Here is a 13,649-nt window from a genome sequence, read left to right on the forward strand (position 1 = left end):
CTCCTTGGCCGGTACTGGCGGGACCACGATCAGTTGGCGGGTTTGCGGTACCAGCGAGGGGAGGTGTTGACCGGCGGTTCCAGGGTCGCGTTGACCACGACCACGTTGGGGCCCTGGGTGGTCAGCGCGTCGGCGAGTCCGTCGAACCCGTCGAGCGTGACGGCCGGGACGCCGAAGCTCTCCGCGAGCTTCGCGAAGTCCGGCCGGGTGAGGTCCACGCCGGTGATCGTGTGGCCGGCGGTCTTCTGGTCGTAGCGCAGCATCCCGTAGCCGCCGTCGTCCACCACCACGACGGTCAGCGGGAGGTTCTCCTGCTTCAGCGTCGCGAGGTCGCCGCACGCGAACAGGAACCCGCCGTCACCCACCACCGCGATGCTGCGTCCGTGCACGGCGGCGCCGATCGCCGCGGGGAAGCCGAACCCGAGCGTGCCCCAGCCGACCGGGTAGGCGAGGCCGCGTGGTTCCCGGACGTGGTGGAAGCCGCCGATCCAGTAGCCGGGGATGCACATGTCGGCGACGATCGTGGCGTCCTGGTCCCGGATCGCGTCGAGGAACACGGCCGCTTCCGGCGAGTCCTCCTTGACGAACCGCCGCACGGCCGCGTTGACGCTTTCCACGTCCACGGCGGCCTTCTTGACCGGGACCGCGTCGGCCAGTGCCGCGGTCACGTCCCGTGCGTCGCCGAGCACCGCGACGTCGGCCGGGTAGTTCTTCGACAGCTCGGCCTCGTCGATGTTGACCGACAGCAGCTTCCGCGGCCGGGGCTGCAACCAGTTCTGGGTCATCATGCCGTCGAAGTCGGTGCCGATCGCGATCACTAGGTCGGCGTCGTCCCACAACGCGCCGACCGCGGGCGCGTGCACCGGCCCGCGCACCGCGAGCGGGTGGTTGCTGATGCCGCGCGCGCCATAGGTGGTGACGATCGGTGCGTTCAGCTTGTCGTTCAACGCGTCCAGGGCCGGACCGGCCCCCGCTCGGGCCGCGCCGCCGCCCACCCACAGCAACGGCCGCTCGGCGTTCTCGACCAGCGCCAGCGCCTCGGTCAGATCGGGGACCGGCGCGCGGTCCGGCGCCGTCGTCGTCGCCGGGTGGTCCGCTACCTCGGCGGTCAGGAAGTCGGTCGGCACGCCGAGGTAGACCGGTCCCTGCGCACCGCGCGTCGCGAGCAGGACCGCACGGTCGACGTACGCAGGCAGCTCGGCCGCCGCAGGCACGTCGAGCGCCGCCTTGGTCACGGGCTCGAACATCGCCCGCTGGTCCCGCGTCTCGTGCAGCACGCCGCGGTACACCCCTGGCCGCCGCAGCGTGCTCGGGATGTCCGTCGCCACCACCAGCACCGGGCTTCCCGACGCCATGGCCTCGCCCGTCGCGGCGAGCGCGTTCGCCGCACCCGGACCGGTCGTGACGACCGCGACGCCGAGCCGTCCGGTGGCCCGCGCGTACCCGTCCGCCGCGTAGACGGCCGTCTGCTCGTGCCGCACGCCGACCATCCGGATGCCCGAGCCGCTCAGTGCCTCCCAAACGGCCAGGTTGTGCACGCCGGGCAGGCCGAAGACGACCTCCACGCCGTGCGCGGCCAACGTCCTCAGCAGGCTTTCGGCACCTTGGGGCATGGGCTGGACGCTAAGGGCGGCTTACCCCGCAGGCAACGGGGGTGTAGCAGCTCTGGCGCTCAGCCCTGTCCGGTCGATGCCTCCACCCGGAGTGCAATGGGACCCGTCCGCGCCACTTCGCCGTGAATTCCACTCGTCGGCCGCCCTCGGGGCGGAGCCGAATCGATAACGGAATCCGGACAGGCGCCACGAGATGAGCGCAATTCAGCACCGGGACCCATTGGCTGTCAATCGAACATCGGTCGAATGCGTGGCGGATCGGCTTTTACCGTGCTGCTCAGAGCCACTTTCGTCAATTCCGCGACCTGATTGACGAGCCAACCATGTTCAGGTGACGGCGGTTTGTGCCACGATGTGCGCGAACGTGGGACCTGGGGGTGGGGATGCTGTACTTCGGCGGGCTGTTCGGCGTGGTGACGTTGTGTCTTTGGATCTTCGCGATCGTGGACGTCATCACGACCGACGAGGGTTCCGTTCGCAATCTGCCGAAGATCGGATGGCTTCTCCTGGTCCTGTTGTTCCCGTTGGTCGGCTCGATCGCGTGGCTGGTGGCAGGTCGCCCGGTGGGGGCCGGACGCGCGCGCCTCGCCGCTTTCGACCGCGACGCTCCCGCCTTCCGCGAGTACGACCGGCCGGGTCGGTTCGCGGCCACGAGCCCGGACGACGACGAGGAGTTCCTGCGCCGCTGCCGTGAGCGCGCGGAGGAACAACGACGCAAGGGACGCGAGAACCAGTGAGGAAAGTCCTGCTGTTCTTGGTTGTTCTGCTCGCCGGCTGCGGGTCCGGCGCCCGGACGGCGGCACCCCCGCCGAGTCCGTCGTCCACATCGGACAGGCTCGCTCCCGCCGAGTTCCAGGCGCGGTGGTGGACCTGGGCCAGCCAGCCGTCGACCACCAACCCGGTGACCGACACCTCCGGCCGGTTCTGCATGCGGGACCAGCCCGTGGAGGTGTGGTTGCTGGCCGGCTCGCTCGGCGACGGGCCGGTCGAGCGGCAGTGCCGGGTGCCGGCCGACAAACCGTTGCTGGTGCCCGTGGTGAACCTGGCCGCCGACGTCGCCGGATGCGAGCGGTTGATGAAGGGCGCGCAGGGCGAGGTGCTGGTCGACGGGTCGACGCAGCCGCTGACACGGGTGTCCGCCACGCCGTTCACGTACGAGGCGCGGGCCGGCAACCCGTTCGACAACCCGGTCGGCCGGGTAGACGCCGTCGGCTGCGGCCTGTACGCGTGGGTCGCACCGCCCGCCTCCGGTGAGCACGAGGTGCAGATCCGGGGCACGGCACCGGGCCGCACCGTCGACGTGCGGTACCGGCTGATCGTGGGAGCGGACTGAGAATCACGTGCGCCGGTCCGGTACCGTGGTCGGTGGCGTCCGAGCAGACGTGGGGCTGGAGCCGCTCTCCCGGCAGTGGAGCGGAGTCCGTCGCAGAGTTCAGCAACTCCTGCTCACGAATCGCGAACCGACCACGTAGACGCGTGCACATGCGTCCTTGTCGGCCGAGCCGGGCGGCGGAAACGAGGACTGCTGTCATGGCACGTCTGTCCACCACGGACCAGCTCGCCGATCTGCGGCGCACCTACACGGGCGAGAACCTCTCGCAGGTGGTGCCCGCCGTGCGCGACGGCGAGCCGTTGCCCGACGCGACCACCGAGGCCCAGCGGCAGCTGGAGGCCAAGGTGCTGCTCGCGGCGTGCACCGCGGCGAGCGTCGTCCAGCTCATGCCGCCGGCGAGCATCACCACGCCCACCCCCGTGTTCCGGACGGTGGAACCGGGGGAGGCGGTCAGGCTCCACCTCGCGCCACGAGCGTTGGGGCCGTTGCTGTTCGAGCTGCTGCCACGCACCGAGGACGGCTACGGCATGGGCGTCGCGGGCCTGACCCACGTCCAGCACCGGCGCTCGGCCGAGCTGACCACCGGGGACGCGTCCGTGGTCCTGGCCGGTGTCGACCAGGCGGCGTGGGAGCAGGGCATGCGGTACGTGCGCTGGATGCACGACTTCCGCGGCGTCGAGTACACCGATGGCGGCGGTCTGGACGAGGACGTGGCGAAAGCGGCCACTGGAAGCGCTCTCCTGCGCCGGGTACACCTGTGGCATGACGCGTGCTGGCTCCGTGCACTTCCGTTGGGCGACGGCTGGTTCGTCGAGTGGCCGGGTGGTCCGTCCGAGACCGACGTGCGGGCGAAGCTCGACCACCCGCGGTTCGGCACGCGGCACGAGATCTCCCTGCACCGCGGTGAAGCGCCCACCCAGGACGTCGACCGCGCCATGCGCTCCTACCCGTGGCCGGAGGAGTTCGTGTCAGTCATCACGGCTGGTGAGCCCGATCAGGGGCCGGTGCGCCGGTAGACTGCGCTTTCGCCCGCAGGAACGATCGTCAGGAGGACCCCGGTGACCCAGCAGGCTGCCGAGGCCCAGTCCGAAGCCACGCGCAAGGCCCCCCGCGTACTCGTCGCCGAGGACGAGGCGCTGATCCGTCTCGACCTCGTGGAGATGCTGCGCGAGGAGGGCTACGACGTGGCGGGTGAGGCCGCTGATGGTGAAGAGGCCATCAAGCTCGCGACCGAGCTGAACCCCGACCTGGTGATCCTGGACGTGAAGATGCCCAAGGTCGACGGGATCGAGGCCGCTCAGCACATCGCGGGCAACCGGATCGCGCCGGTCGTGATCCTCACCGCGTTCAGCCAGCGGGAGCTGGTCGAGCGCGCCCGTGACGCGGGTGCGATGGCGTACCTGGTCAAGCCGTTCGCGAAGCGGGACCTGGTGCCCGCGATCGAGCTGGCGATGAGCCGGTTCAGCGAGCTCGCGGCACTGGAGCAGGAGGTCGCGGGCCTGACCGAGCGGCTGGAGACCCGCAAGGTCGTGGAACGGGCCAAGGGCATCCTCATGACCAAGCAGGGTCTGAGCGAGCCGGAGGCGTTCCGGTGGGTGCAGCGCACCGCCATGGACCGCCGCACGACGATGAAGGCCGTGGCCGAGGCCGTCATCGAGAACTTCGGCTGAGCTCCAGCCAGATCGAGTCCGTCTGCCGTCCCGGGTCCTCGGGGCGCAGGCGGACTTCGACGTCGTGGCCGCCTTTGAGCGAGATGAGCAGCTCGTGCCGGCCGCCGACGCCACCCGGTGTGGCCACGGTCGCGGCGTGCTGTTGATCCACGTACACCTCGAAGCCCGCCACCGGCGCCACTGACGGCGTCGCACTGCCGTCGAGGGTCACCACCAGCGTCGCCTCGTTCGGGGTCACACCGATCAGCTCAGCGGTCATTACCGGCAAAGCGGGCAGCGGGGGCTCCGGTGCGTCCGGCAGCTTCGCCTCCGACCTGCCCGGCACCTCCAGGTAGCTCTCCAGCACCTGGGCCTGGGAGGCGCCCGGCATCCGCAGCACGAACGGCGACAGCGCGTCGTTGCCAGGCCCGAGCAGCTCGGCCGGCACGTCCCCGGCCACGGTGAGCTCGGCGTCCTGCGCCGCCGACCAGCCCTCGGTGACCGGCCGCAACGGGATCCGCGCCGTTCCCAGCTGTGCGACCAGGCCGTTCACGTCGCCGCCGTCGCCCAGCCGGACCGTGGCGCGCAGGCGGGCAGAGGGCGCGTTTCGCAACGGTGTGCGCGCCACGCCGATACCCGGCGCCTCCTCCTCCGGCTCCAGCACGCGCAACGTCGCCGCCACGATCGGCGTCTCGGTGACGTCCGCGATCGGCTGTGGCGCGCCCGAGATCCCGATGGTGTCGACCTCCACCCGCCCCGGCCGGCCAGGGGGAGCGGTCACGCCGACCAGCACGCTCGCCGCACGCCACGTCGGCACCGCGGCCGACCGGGTGATCTCCACACCGTCCTGCAGCACCCGGACACCGCCGCGCGTCAGCACCACCTCGAACCGGTGCGGCACACCCGCCCCGCGCGTCCCGGCGACCGAGTCGTCCACCACCACCCGCAGCGCACCGGCGGGCGGCACCGGACCGGCGAGATCGGGCGTGCCGGGCACGAGGTCGACCACGAGCCGGCCGTGCGGTCCCGCCGCCGACGTCACCACCGCGACCCGCCCGAGCTCGTCGGCGTCGGCGAGCACCAGCGGCGAACGGGCGCGCAGCACCACGGTGCCCTCGCCGCACGGCGTGTCGACCACGAGCCGGCCGGAGCCGACGGACGCGTTCACGCACCCGCGCCGGCCGCTGAGGTGGAAGCGCCGCTCGACCCGCGGGTCGTCGAAGTCCTCCAGGAACCCGAGCACCCGCTGCCGCCACGACCCGTCGTCACCTGCGCGTTCCCGCGCCCGCGCCGGTGCCGACCGCTGCCCGGAGGCGTCGACCGCCCGCACGTCCGGCATGCCCGTGCCCGCCACCTCGGGCGAGGTGACCAGCCGGCCGAACACCTCGTAGCCCGCCGCACCCGGCACCGGCGTCCATTGGACCCGTCCGTCACTGCTCCAGACGGTGGACGGCGGCAGAAGTGGCCCTGAAGGAGGCTCCCGCTTGACGTAGTCGGCCGCGTAGTTCGTCAGTCGCACCGGCCCCGAGCTGGGGTTTCGCGGATCCGGGCCGGGGTCGCGCAACACCAGGACCGCCGAGGCCAGCACCCCGGCGGCCACGATGGCCGCAACCAAACGACGACGGGGAGTCATACGCCCAGGTTATGGCAGCAGTCCAAAGAGTGAACCTCGGTTACGCTAGGTGACTTTCCTTAAACAAAACATAACGCCGAGTTGCGTTATGGTCACGAGCCCATTGGCGTTGATGACTGCGGTCACAGTCAGCGCCTAGGGTCCGGCCATCCCTCAGCAGAGGGGCGTGGAGCGGTGCGCGGAGAACTCGCCACCGCAGGGAGCACGGATAGAGGAGGGACTCACGTGCGTAAGCACCTTGTGAAGTCCGCAACGATCGTCGGCGCCACGCTGCTCGTCGTCGCGGCCTGTGGCACGAATGACAAGACCGAGGCGGGCGGCACCGGGGGCAGCTGCGACACGTCGAAGGGCACGCTGACCGTCGGCGTCGTCGCTCCGCTGTCCGGAAACCTGTCGGCTCTCGGTATCGGCATCAAGCAGTCCGCGGAGCTCGCCGTGGACGAGGCCAACAAGAAGTGCACGGTCAAGGGTTACAAGCTCCAGGTGTCCGCTCAGGACGACGAGGCGAACCCGGCCAAGGGCGCTCAGGCGGCCACCAAGCTGTCGACCGACCCGAACGTCGTCGGCGTCGTCGGCACGCTGAACTCGTCGGTCGCCCAGACGGTGCAGCCGATCCTGAAGGACAAGAAGATCCCGCAGGTCTCGCCCGCGAACACGAACCCGTCGCTGAGCCGCGGCAACGACTTCCTGACGGCCCCGAAGCGCCAGTTCGACAACTACTTCCGGGTCTGCGCCACCGACGACCTGCAGGGCCCGTTCGCGGCCAACTACATGGTCGAGAAGGCCGGCAAGAAGAAGATCGCGATCATCACGGACGGCAAGACCTACGGCAAGGGTCTGGCGGACGAGTTCGCGAAGCAGGTCGCCAAGAAGGGCGGCACGATCGTCGGCACCGAGACGATCGGTGAGAAGGACACGGACTTCTCCGGTGTCGTCTCGAAGATCAAGGCGCTCGCGCCCGAGGCCGTCTACTACGGCGGTGAGTACCCGGCCGCCGGCCCGCTGTCCAAGCAGCTCAAGGACGGTGGCCTGAACGTTCCGCTGATGGGCGGCGACGGCATCTACGACCAGAAGTTCATCGACCTCGGCGGCAAGGAGGGCGACCTCGCCACCTCCGTCGGTGCGCCGACCGAGTCGCTGGCCACCGCCAAGGCGTTCGTTACCGCGTACAAGGAGAAGTTCGGCAAGGAGGACTACGCCGCCTACGGTGCGTTCTCCTACGACGCCGCGAACTCGATCATCGGCGCGCTGGCCAAGACCGTCGAGGGTGGCGAGTGGGGCGACGCGAAGCGTGACGCCATGCTGACCAACGTCGGTTCCTACAGCGGCTCCGGCGCCACCGGTGAGGTCAAGTTCGACCAGTACGGCGACAGCACCAACAAGGTCCTGACCGTGTACCAGGTCGCCGGCACCAAGTGGGACGACGTTCAGACCGGTGAGTTCACGGGCTGACCGACTACTGATCATTAAATGAGGCTGCGGCGGGGGCGGGCGAAGTTTGCTCGCCCCCGCCGTCTACGGAGGTAGTCGTGTCAGTCCTGCTCCAACAGCTGGCGAACGGGGTCGTGCAGGGCGCTTTGATCGCCCTGATCGCCCTCGGGTACACGATGGTGTACGGCATCATCCAGCTGATCAACTTCGCCCACGGCGAGGTCTTCATGGTGTCCTCGTACGGAGGACTCGCCACGTTCACGCTTCTTCCTGACGACCTCAAGAAGTCGCCTGCCGTGGCCCTGCCGCTCATGTTCCTGGGCGGCATCCTGGTCGCGGTCGTCGTAGCCGTGATCATGGAACGCTTCGCCTACCGGCCGCTGCGCAACGCGCCCCGGCTCGCGCCGCTCATCACGGCGCTCGGTGTCTCGGTGTTCCTCCAGGAGGCCGTGCGCGTCTGGTACCCCGACGCCACGTCCAACCTGCCCTACCCGAAGGTCTTCCCGACCGGGAACTTCACCCTCGGCACCATCAGCGTGCCGTGGACCGGTGTGCTGCTCGTCGTGCTGTCGGTCGGCCTGTCGATCGGTCTGCAGACCTACATCAACCGGTCGCGGATGGGCCGTGCGATGCGTGCCACCGCGCAGGACCCCGACACCGCGAAGCTCATGGGCATCAACCCCGACCGCGTGATCGTGCTGACGTTCATCTTCGGCGCCGTCCTCGCGGGCGTCGCGGGCGTCATGTTCGGCGGTTACCTGAACAACATCAACATCGACATGGGCTTCCAGAACGGCATCTTCGCCTTCACGGCGGCCGTGCTGGGCGGTGTCGGCAGCATCCGCGGCGCGGTCATCGGCGCGTTCATCATCGGTCTGATCAAGACCCTGGCCGGCCAGTACATGCCGGGCGGTACTCAGTACGACTACGTCTGGATCTTCGTTGTGCTGATCCTCGTGCTCGTCTTCCGCCCGCAGGGTCTGTTCGGCGAGCCGGAAAGGGTGCGCGCATGACCACGACTGCTGAGAAGCGCTCCGCTCTCGCGCCCCTGGGCAAGCCGTTCGCGGCCGTCGGCGGTGTGCTGTCGATCGTCGCGGCCATGCTGCCGTGGGTCACGTTCCCGCTCAATGACGGGGTGTGGCCGGACAAGTCCACGCTGGCGTTCTTCGACGCGCCGTTCGCACTCACCGGGTTCCGCTGGCACATGCTGGTGCTCGGCGTGCTCGTGCTCGTCGCGACCTTCGCGCCGACCCCGTCGAAGGGCCGCGTCGTGCGCTCCCTCGGCTGGGGCGTGCTGTCGGTGGCGGCCATCAACGGCATCTACCTCGTCGTCAAGGGCGGTGGCCTCGGTGCCATCACCGCGTACAAGGGCGTGGTCGCGTTCGGCAGCATCGCCGGCGTCGTCGCCGGTGTGCTGGTGATCCTCGCCGGGTACGGCATCGGCATCACGCCGCCCGGCGACTGGAAGATCAAGCTGAGCACGCCGCTGGCCTACCTGGTGCTGCTGGTGTCGTTCGCCGCGGTGCTCTACGCCGTCGCCGCGATGCTGACCACCGGTGGTGTCGGCGCGGGCAACCCGTACGCGGGAGCCATCTTCCTGGCGTTCCTCGGCTTCGCGGGCGGCCTGCTCGCGGCGCTGAACGCCATCGGCTACACCAGGTGGATCTCGCACCTGTCCGAAGAGCACCGCGTCTTCAGCGTCATCGTGCTGCTGGCGTGTGCGCTGCTGCTGCCGTTCACCGAGGCCGGCAACGAGTACTGGATGACGGTCGCGGCGAACATCGGCATCTACGCCGCCACCGCGATCGGCCTGAACATCGTGGTCGGTCTCGCCGGTCTGCTCGACCTCGGGTACGTGGCGTTCATGGGCATCGGCGCGCTCGTCGCGGCGAACTTCTCCGGTGCCGCCGCCGCGAACTTCGGCATCGACCTGCCGTTCCCGGTGGCCGCGGTCATCGCGGCGGTCGTGGCCGGCATCTTCGGCGCCATCGTCGGTTCGCCGACGCTGCGCGTGCGCGGTGACTACCTGGCGATCGTGACGCTGGCGTTCGGTGAGATCTTCACCCGCTCCGCGCAGAACGACATCGGTGGCCTGACCAACGGCTCCAACGCCATCCCGGGCATCCCGCAGCTGTCGCTGTTCGGTGCCGAGTTCAACAAGCAGCTGTCGATCGGCGCGGTGAAGCTGCCCGCCGGTGTCCTCTACTACGTGCTGATCGTGCTCCTGGTCGGGGCGACGATGGCGGTGTTCGCGAACCTCAAGTTCAGCCGCATCGGCCGGGCCTGGATCGCGATCCGCGAGGACGAGGACGCGGCCCGCGCCATGGGCATCCGCACCGGCAAGATGAAGATCCTCGCGTTCCTCATCGGCGCCATGCTGGCCGGTCTCGCCGGTGCGGTGTTCGCGCACAAGAACGGCACCGTGTCCTACGAGTCGTTCAAGTTCCTCGAGTCGGTCACGCTGCTCGCCGCGGTCATCCTCGGCGGCATGGGCTCGATCCCGGGCGCCGTGCTCGGTGCGGCGCTGCTGTTCGTGCTGCCCGAGAAGCTGCGCGACTTCGAGGACTACCGCCTGATGATCTTCGGCCTCGCGCTGGTGCTGATCATGCGGTTCCGTCCTCAGGGCCTGATCCCCGACGCGCACCGGCGCGCGGAGCTGGCCGATGAGAACGTCGACGGCACCCACGTCGACGAGCTGCCGAAGGAGGCGAAGGCGTGACGCCGGTGTTGGAGGCGCGTGACGTCTCGATGGTCTTCGGTGGCCTCAAGGCGCTGAAGAACGTGACGTTGACGCTGGACGAGGGCAAGATCGTCGGCCTGATCGGCCCGAACGGTGCGGGGAAGACGACGTTCTTCAACTGCCTCACGGGTCTGTACACGCCGACCACGGGTCAGGTGCTGCTCAAGGGCAACGTCCTGCCCGGCGACCCGGCGCGGGTGACCGACGCGGGCCTCGCCCGCACGTTCCAGAACATCCGGCTGTTCCCCAGCATGACCGTGCTGGAGAACGTCATGGTGGGCCGGCACGTGCGGATGAAGCAGGGCCCGCTGGCGTCGCTGTTCCACGGCCCGGCCTACCACCGCGGTGAGAAGGCCGCTCGCGAGCGTTCCCGTGAGCTGCTGGACTTCGTCGGCCTGGGCGGTCCGGACGACGAGCTCGCGCGCAACCTCCCGTACGGCGACCAGCGCCGTCTCGAGATCGCACGCGCGCTGGCCACCGACCCGGCCGTGCTGCTGCTGGACGAGCCCACCGCGGGTATGAACCCGCAGGAGACGGAAGCGACGCAGCAGCTGATCTTCCGCATCCGCGAGACGGGCGTGTCGGTCGTCGTCATCGAGCACGACATCAAGTTCATCTTCGGGCTGTGCGACTCGGTTTCCGTGCTCGTGCAGGGCGAGCTGCTGGTCGAAGGCAGCCCCGAGGTCGTGCGGGCGGACCCGCGGGTCGTCGAGGCCTACCTCGGCAAGCCGCCGGAGGAAGTCGAGCACGACATCGAGGCCGCGAAGGGAGAGCAGGCATGAGCCCGCTGCTCGAAGTCCGCAACCTCTCGGTCGCCTACGGCGCGATCGAGGCCGTCCGCGACATCTCGTTCACGGTCGAGGCCGGCCAGATCGTGTCGCTGATCGGCTCGAACGGTGCGGGCAAGACCACGACCCTGCGCACCATCTCGGGTCTGCTGCGCCCGGCGTCCGGCGAGATCCTGTTCCAGGGCAAGCCGATCCACAACGACCCGGCGCACGCCATCCTCGGCATGGGCATCTCGCACTCGCCGGAGGGCCGGCGGCTCTTCCCGCGGATGACCGTGGAGGAGAACCTCCAGCTCGGCGCCTACGTCCGCAAGGACGACGGCGTGCAGGCCGACATGGACCGGGTCTACGAGCTGTTCCCCGTCCTGGGCGAGCGCCGGCACAACAAGGCCGGCCTCTTCTCCGGCGGTGAGCAGCAGATGCTCGCCATCGGCCGCGCGATGATGTCCAAGCCGCGCCTGCTCATGCTCGACGAGCCCTCCATGGGCCTCTCGCCGATCATGACCCAGCGCATCTTCGACACCATCAAGGAGCTCCAGTCGCTCGGCACCACCATTCTGCTGGTGGAGCAGAACGCGCTGGCCGCTCTCGCGCTGTCGCACCACGGCTACGTGATCGACCTCGGACGGACCACTCTGGACGGTCCGGGGCACCAGCTGCTGGCCGACCAGCGGGTGCGCGACGCGTACCTCGGTGAGTCGCACTGAGCTAGTTGCCGGGTGAACGGGGCGGAGGACTTTCCTCCGCCCCGTTTCCGTTATCCGCGGTCCAGGCCGGCGAGGATGCGCGGCAGCGCCAGCTTGGCGGCCCTGCCGTGGTCCACGTCCGCCCCGAGGTCGATCAGCGTGCTCCGGGCGCCGTGCTGCCGCAGGCGCCCGTCGCAGTAGGCCGAGGTCTCGAACAGCGTGTCCCTGTCGCCGGTGGACGAGTAGATCGTCACCGGGACGCGTGGACGCCAGTCGCAGTAGCCGTCCGACTCGCGCAGCTTCGCCCGCAGCACGCCGGTGGGGTTCCTGACCCGGTCGAGGTAGGACGGCGTGAGCAGCTCGGGCATGGTGTGCGGCAGCGTCGCGAAGATCTCCTCGTGACGGTGGTCGCCGTCGAACAGCGCCTCGACCGACGGGTCGTTGAACGCCTCCGCTGGGTCGTCGTAGAGGTGGTGGAGCCGGTTCCACGCCACCGTCCAGTACGCCATGTACGCGACACCGTTCGCGATCTGGCCGTCCGCCGCCTTGGGCACGAGCGCACTCGGCCTCATCGGCCCGCTGATCGGTGCCAGGCCGCCGAGCTCCAGCCCGCGGCCGGCACCCCGTTGCAGGGCCTGGCCCAGCGCCATGGCGGCGTGGCCGCCCTGCGAGTGGCCGGTGAGGAAGACCCTCCGGTCCGGCCGCAGACCGCGCCGCGCGGCGAACTCCCCGGTCGCGCGCAACGCGTCCACCGACGCCGTGACCGTCGACGGGCCGTCCAGGTAGGGGTGGTGGCCGGGGCCCGTGCCGAGGCCGAGGTAGTCGGGGGCCGTGGTGAGGTGACCGGCCGAGGCGAACAGCACGGCGGCCGCCCGGTCGTTGCCGTCGGCCACCGAGGCGACCGCGCCCCGGTACCCGGTGGTGCCGTGCAGCCAGGCGACCTGGCCGGGTGACCTGTCGCCGTCGCGCGGCACCACGACCAGTGAGCTGGCCGTGGTCGGCCTCCCGCGCGGGTCGACGGTGCGGTAGACGATCCGCTGCGCGTCCACGCCGAAGCGCACGCGCGACGAGTCCAGCCCCCGGTCGCGCAGGTGCGCGGCGACCTGCGTCGAGTCCATCGTGGACACCGCCGTGACGGCTACGACGGACCCGCGGGTCTGCTGACCGGCCCAGGCCGTGGCCGGGACCAGGGCGGCGACCGCGATTCCACACATCGCGGCCACCGCTGTTCGTGTCGAGGTCATGACTCGACGATGGCCCTGACCAAGATCGAGCACACTGGGGCTGACCGCACAACCGGGGTGGGGTTTACCGCAGTGCTCAGGCTCCGGGCGCCTTCGCGCGGATGATGCACGTGAGGCGGGCGGTGCAGGTGCGCTTGCCCTCCTCGTCGGAGACGACGATCTCGAACGTCGCCGTGGACCGGCCGAGGTGCAGCGGGCGGCACACACCCGTCACGATCCCCTCGCGCGCCGCGCGGTGGTGGGTGCACGACAGTTCCAGCCCGAGCGCGATGGAGCCGAACGACGCGGCGTGCATCGTGGCCGCGACCGAGCCGAGCTGCTCCGCGAGCACCGCGTTCGCGCCGCCGTGCAACAACCCGAACGGCTGGCGGTTGCCCTTGACCGGCATGGTGCCGATCATCTCCTGGACATCCCATTGGGTGATTTCTATGCCCATGCGGGTGTGCAACTGCTCGTCTGCGTACTCGGTGGGCAGGTCGCCGATCACGTGCGCTCCAGGGCTCAAGCGAAACTGTCAGACCACCACCCTAGA

At 69.8% G+C, this 13,649-nt stretch carries 13 protein-coding genes; 9 read left to right on the plus strand and 4 right to left on the minus strand.

The window, feature by feature from the left end; genetic code table 11:
• Positions 1 to 29: 29 nt before the first annotated feature.
• Positions 30 to 1,613: a thiamine pyrophosphate-binding protein gene (locus tag ADL03_RS31235; protein WP_053737178.1), complete on the minus strand. Its 1,584-nt coding sequence runs from the start codon at positions 1,611 to 1,613 to the stop codon at positions 30 to 32.
• A gap of 383 nt (positions 1,614 to 1,996) precedes the next feature.
• Here ADL03_RS31235 and ADL03_RS31240 point away from each other — a divergent pair, with 383 nt between their 5' ends.
• The 4 genes from ADL03_RS31240 (at position 1,997) to ADL03_RS31255 (ending at position 4,616) form a co-directional block, all read left to right on the plus strand.
• Complete coding sequence (locus ADL03_RS31240; protein ID WP_053737179.1) at positions 1,997 to 2,350, plus strand: PLDc N-terminal domain-containing protein; 354 nt, start codon at positions 1,997 to 1,999, stop codon at positions 2,348 to 2,350.
• Positions 2,347 to 2,946, plus strand: coding sequence for a hypothetical protein (locus tag ADL03_RS31245; protein WP_053737180.1), 600 nt, complete (start codon positions 2,347 to 2,349; stop codon positions 2,944 to 2,946). Before ADL03_RS31240 ends, ADL03_RS31245 begins: the two co-directional genes overlap by 4 nt.
• A 197-nt stretch (positions 2,947 to 3,143) precedes the next feature.
• Positions 3,144 to 3,962 (plus strand): hypothetical protein, encoded by an 819-nt coding sequence (locus tag ADL03_RS31250; RefSeq protein WP_053737181.1) that lies wholly within the window; start codon positions 3,144 to 3,146, stop codon positions 3,960 to 3,962.
• 42 nt (positions 3,963 to 4,004) lie between these two features.
• Entirely contained in the window at positions 4,005 to 4,616 is a 612-nt protein-coding gene (locus ADL03_RS31255; RefSeq protein ID WP_053737182.1) for an ANTAR domain-containing response regulator, read from the plus strand.
• Here the strand turns inward: ADL03_RS31255 and ADL03_RS31260 are convergent.
• Entirely contained in the window at positions 4,597 to 6,228 is a 1,632-nt protein-coding gene (locus ADL03_RS31260) for a hypothetical protein (protein ID WP_157529507.1), read from the minus strand. The genes ADL03_RS31255 and ADL03_RS31260 overlap by 20 nt on opposite strands.
• A 225-nt stretch (positions 6,229 to 6,453) precedes the next feature.
• On the opposite strand from ADL03_RS31260, the gene ADL03_RS31265 reads away from it, so the two are divergent.
• The 5 genes from ADL03_RS31265 to ADL03_RS31285 all read left to right on the plus strand — a co-directional run bounded on the left by ADL03_RS31265 (position 6,454) and on the right by ADL03_RS31285 (position 11,894).
• Positions 6,454 to 7,680, plus strand: coding sequence for a branched-chain amino acid ABC transporter substrate-binding protein (locus tag ADL03_RS31265; RefSeq protein ID WP_063798764.1), 1,227 nt, complete (start codon positions 6,454 to 6,456; stop codon positions 7,678 to 7,680).
• A gap of 77 nt (positions 7,681 to 7,757) precedes the next feature.
• Complete coding sequence (locus ADL03_RS31270) at positions 7,758 to 8,672, plus strand: branched-chain amino acid ABC transporter permease (protein ID WP_053737185.1); 915 nt, start codon at positions 7,758 to 7,760, stop codon at positions 8,670 to 8,672.
• Positions 8,669 to 10,378 (plus strand): branched-chain amino acid ABC transporter permease, encoded by a 1,710-nt coding sequence (locus tag ADL03_RS31275; RefSeq protein WP_053737186.1) that lies wholly within the window; start codon positions 8,669 to 8,671, stop codon positions 10,376 to 10,378. The genes ADL03_RS31270 and ADL03_RS31275 overlap by 4 nt, the downstream gene beginning before the upstream one ends.
• Positions 10,375 to 11,181 carry an ABC transporter ATP-binding protein gene (locus ADL03_RS31280; RefSeq protein WP_063798765.1) on the plus strand — a complete coding sequence of 269 codons (807 nt, stop codon included), beginning with the start codon at positions 10,375 to 10,377 and terminating at the stop codon, positions 11,179 to 11,181. The genes ADL03_RS31275 and ADL03_RS31280 overlap by 4 nt, the downstream gene beginning before the upstream one ends.
• Positions 11,178 to 11,894, plus strand: coding sequence for an ABC transporter ATP-binding protein (locus ADL03_RS31285; RefSeq protein ID WP_053737187.1), 717 nt, complete (start codon positions 11,178 to 11,180; stop codon positions 11,892 to 11,894). Before ADL03_RS31280 ends, ADL03_RS31285 begins: the two co-directional genes overlap by 4 nt.
• A 50-nt stretch (positions 11,895 to 11,944) precedes the next feature.
• Here the strand turns inward: ADL03_RS31285 and ADL03_RS31290 are convergent, their stop codons facing one another.
• Positions 11,945 to 13,117 carry a lipase family protein gene (locus ADL03_RS31290; RefSeq protein ID WP_063798766.1) on the minus strand — a complete coding sequence of 391 codons (1,173 nt, stop codon included), beginning with the start codon at positions 13,115 to 13,117 and terminating at the stop codon, positions 11,945 to 11,947.
• Between the two features lie 76 nt (positions 13,118 to 13,193).
• Positions 13,194 to 13,604 (minus strand): hotdog fold thioesterase, encoded by a 411-nt coding sequence (locus tag ADL03_RS31295; RefSeq protein ID WP_231642514.1) that lies wholly within the window; start codon positions 13,602 to 13,604, stop codon positions 13,194 to 13,196.
• Positions 13,605 to 13,649 lie beyond the last annotated feature (45 nt).

Origin of the sequence: Nocardia sp. NRRL S-836, assembly GCF_001279525.1 — a bacterium.
In the GTDB taxonomy this organism is placed as follows: Bacteria; Actinomycetota; Actinomycetes; order Mycobacteriales; family Pseudonocardiaceae; genus Lentzea.

Bases quoted from the DNA above. Each gene is read 5' to 3' on its own strand.
- ADL03_RS31235 (WP_053737178.1), bottom strand. From the start codon at position 1,613: ATGCCCCAAGGTGCCGAAAGCCTGCTGAGGACGTTGGCCGCGCACGGC.
- ADL03_RS31240 (WP_053737179.1), top strand. From the start codon at position 1,997: ATGCTGTACTTCGGCGGGCTGTTCGGCGTGGTGACGTTGTGTCTTTGG.
- ADL03_RS31250 (WP_053737181.1), top strand. From the start codon at position 3,144: ATGGCACGTCTGTCCACCACGGACCAGCTCGCCGATCTGCGGCGCACC.
- ADL03_RS31260 (WP_157529507.1), bottom strand. From the start codon at position 6,228: ATGACTCCCCGTCGTCGTTTGGTTGCGGCCATCGTGGCCGCCGGGGTG.
- ADL03_RS31275 (WP_053737186.1), top strand. From the start codon at position 8,669: ATGACCACGACTGCTGAGAAGCGCTCCGCTCTCGCGCCCCTGGGCAAG.
- ADL03_RS31285 (WP_053737187.1), top strand. From the start codon at position 11,178: ATGAGCCCGCTGCTCGAAGTCCGCAACCTCTCGGTCGCCTACGGCGCG.
- ADL03_RS31290 (WP_063798766.1), bottom strand. From the start codon at position 13,117: ATGACCTCGACACGAACAGCGGTGGCCGCGATGTGTGGAATCGCGGTC.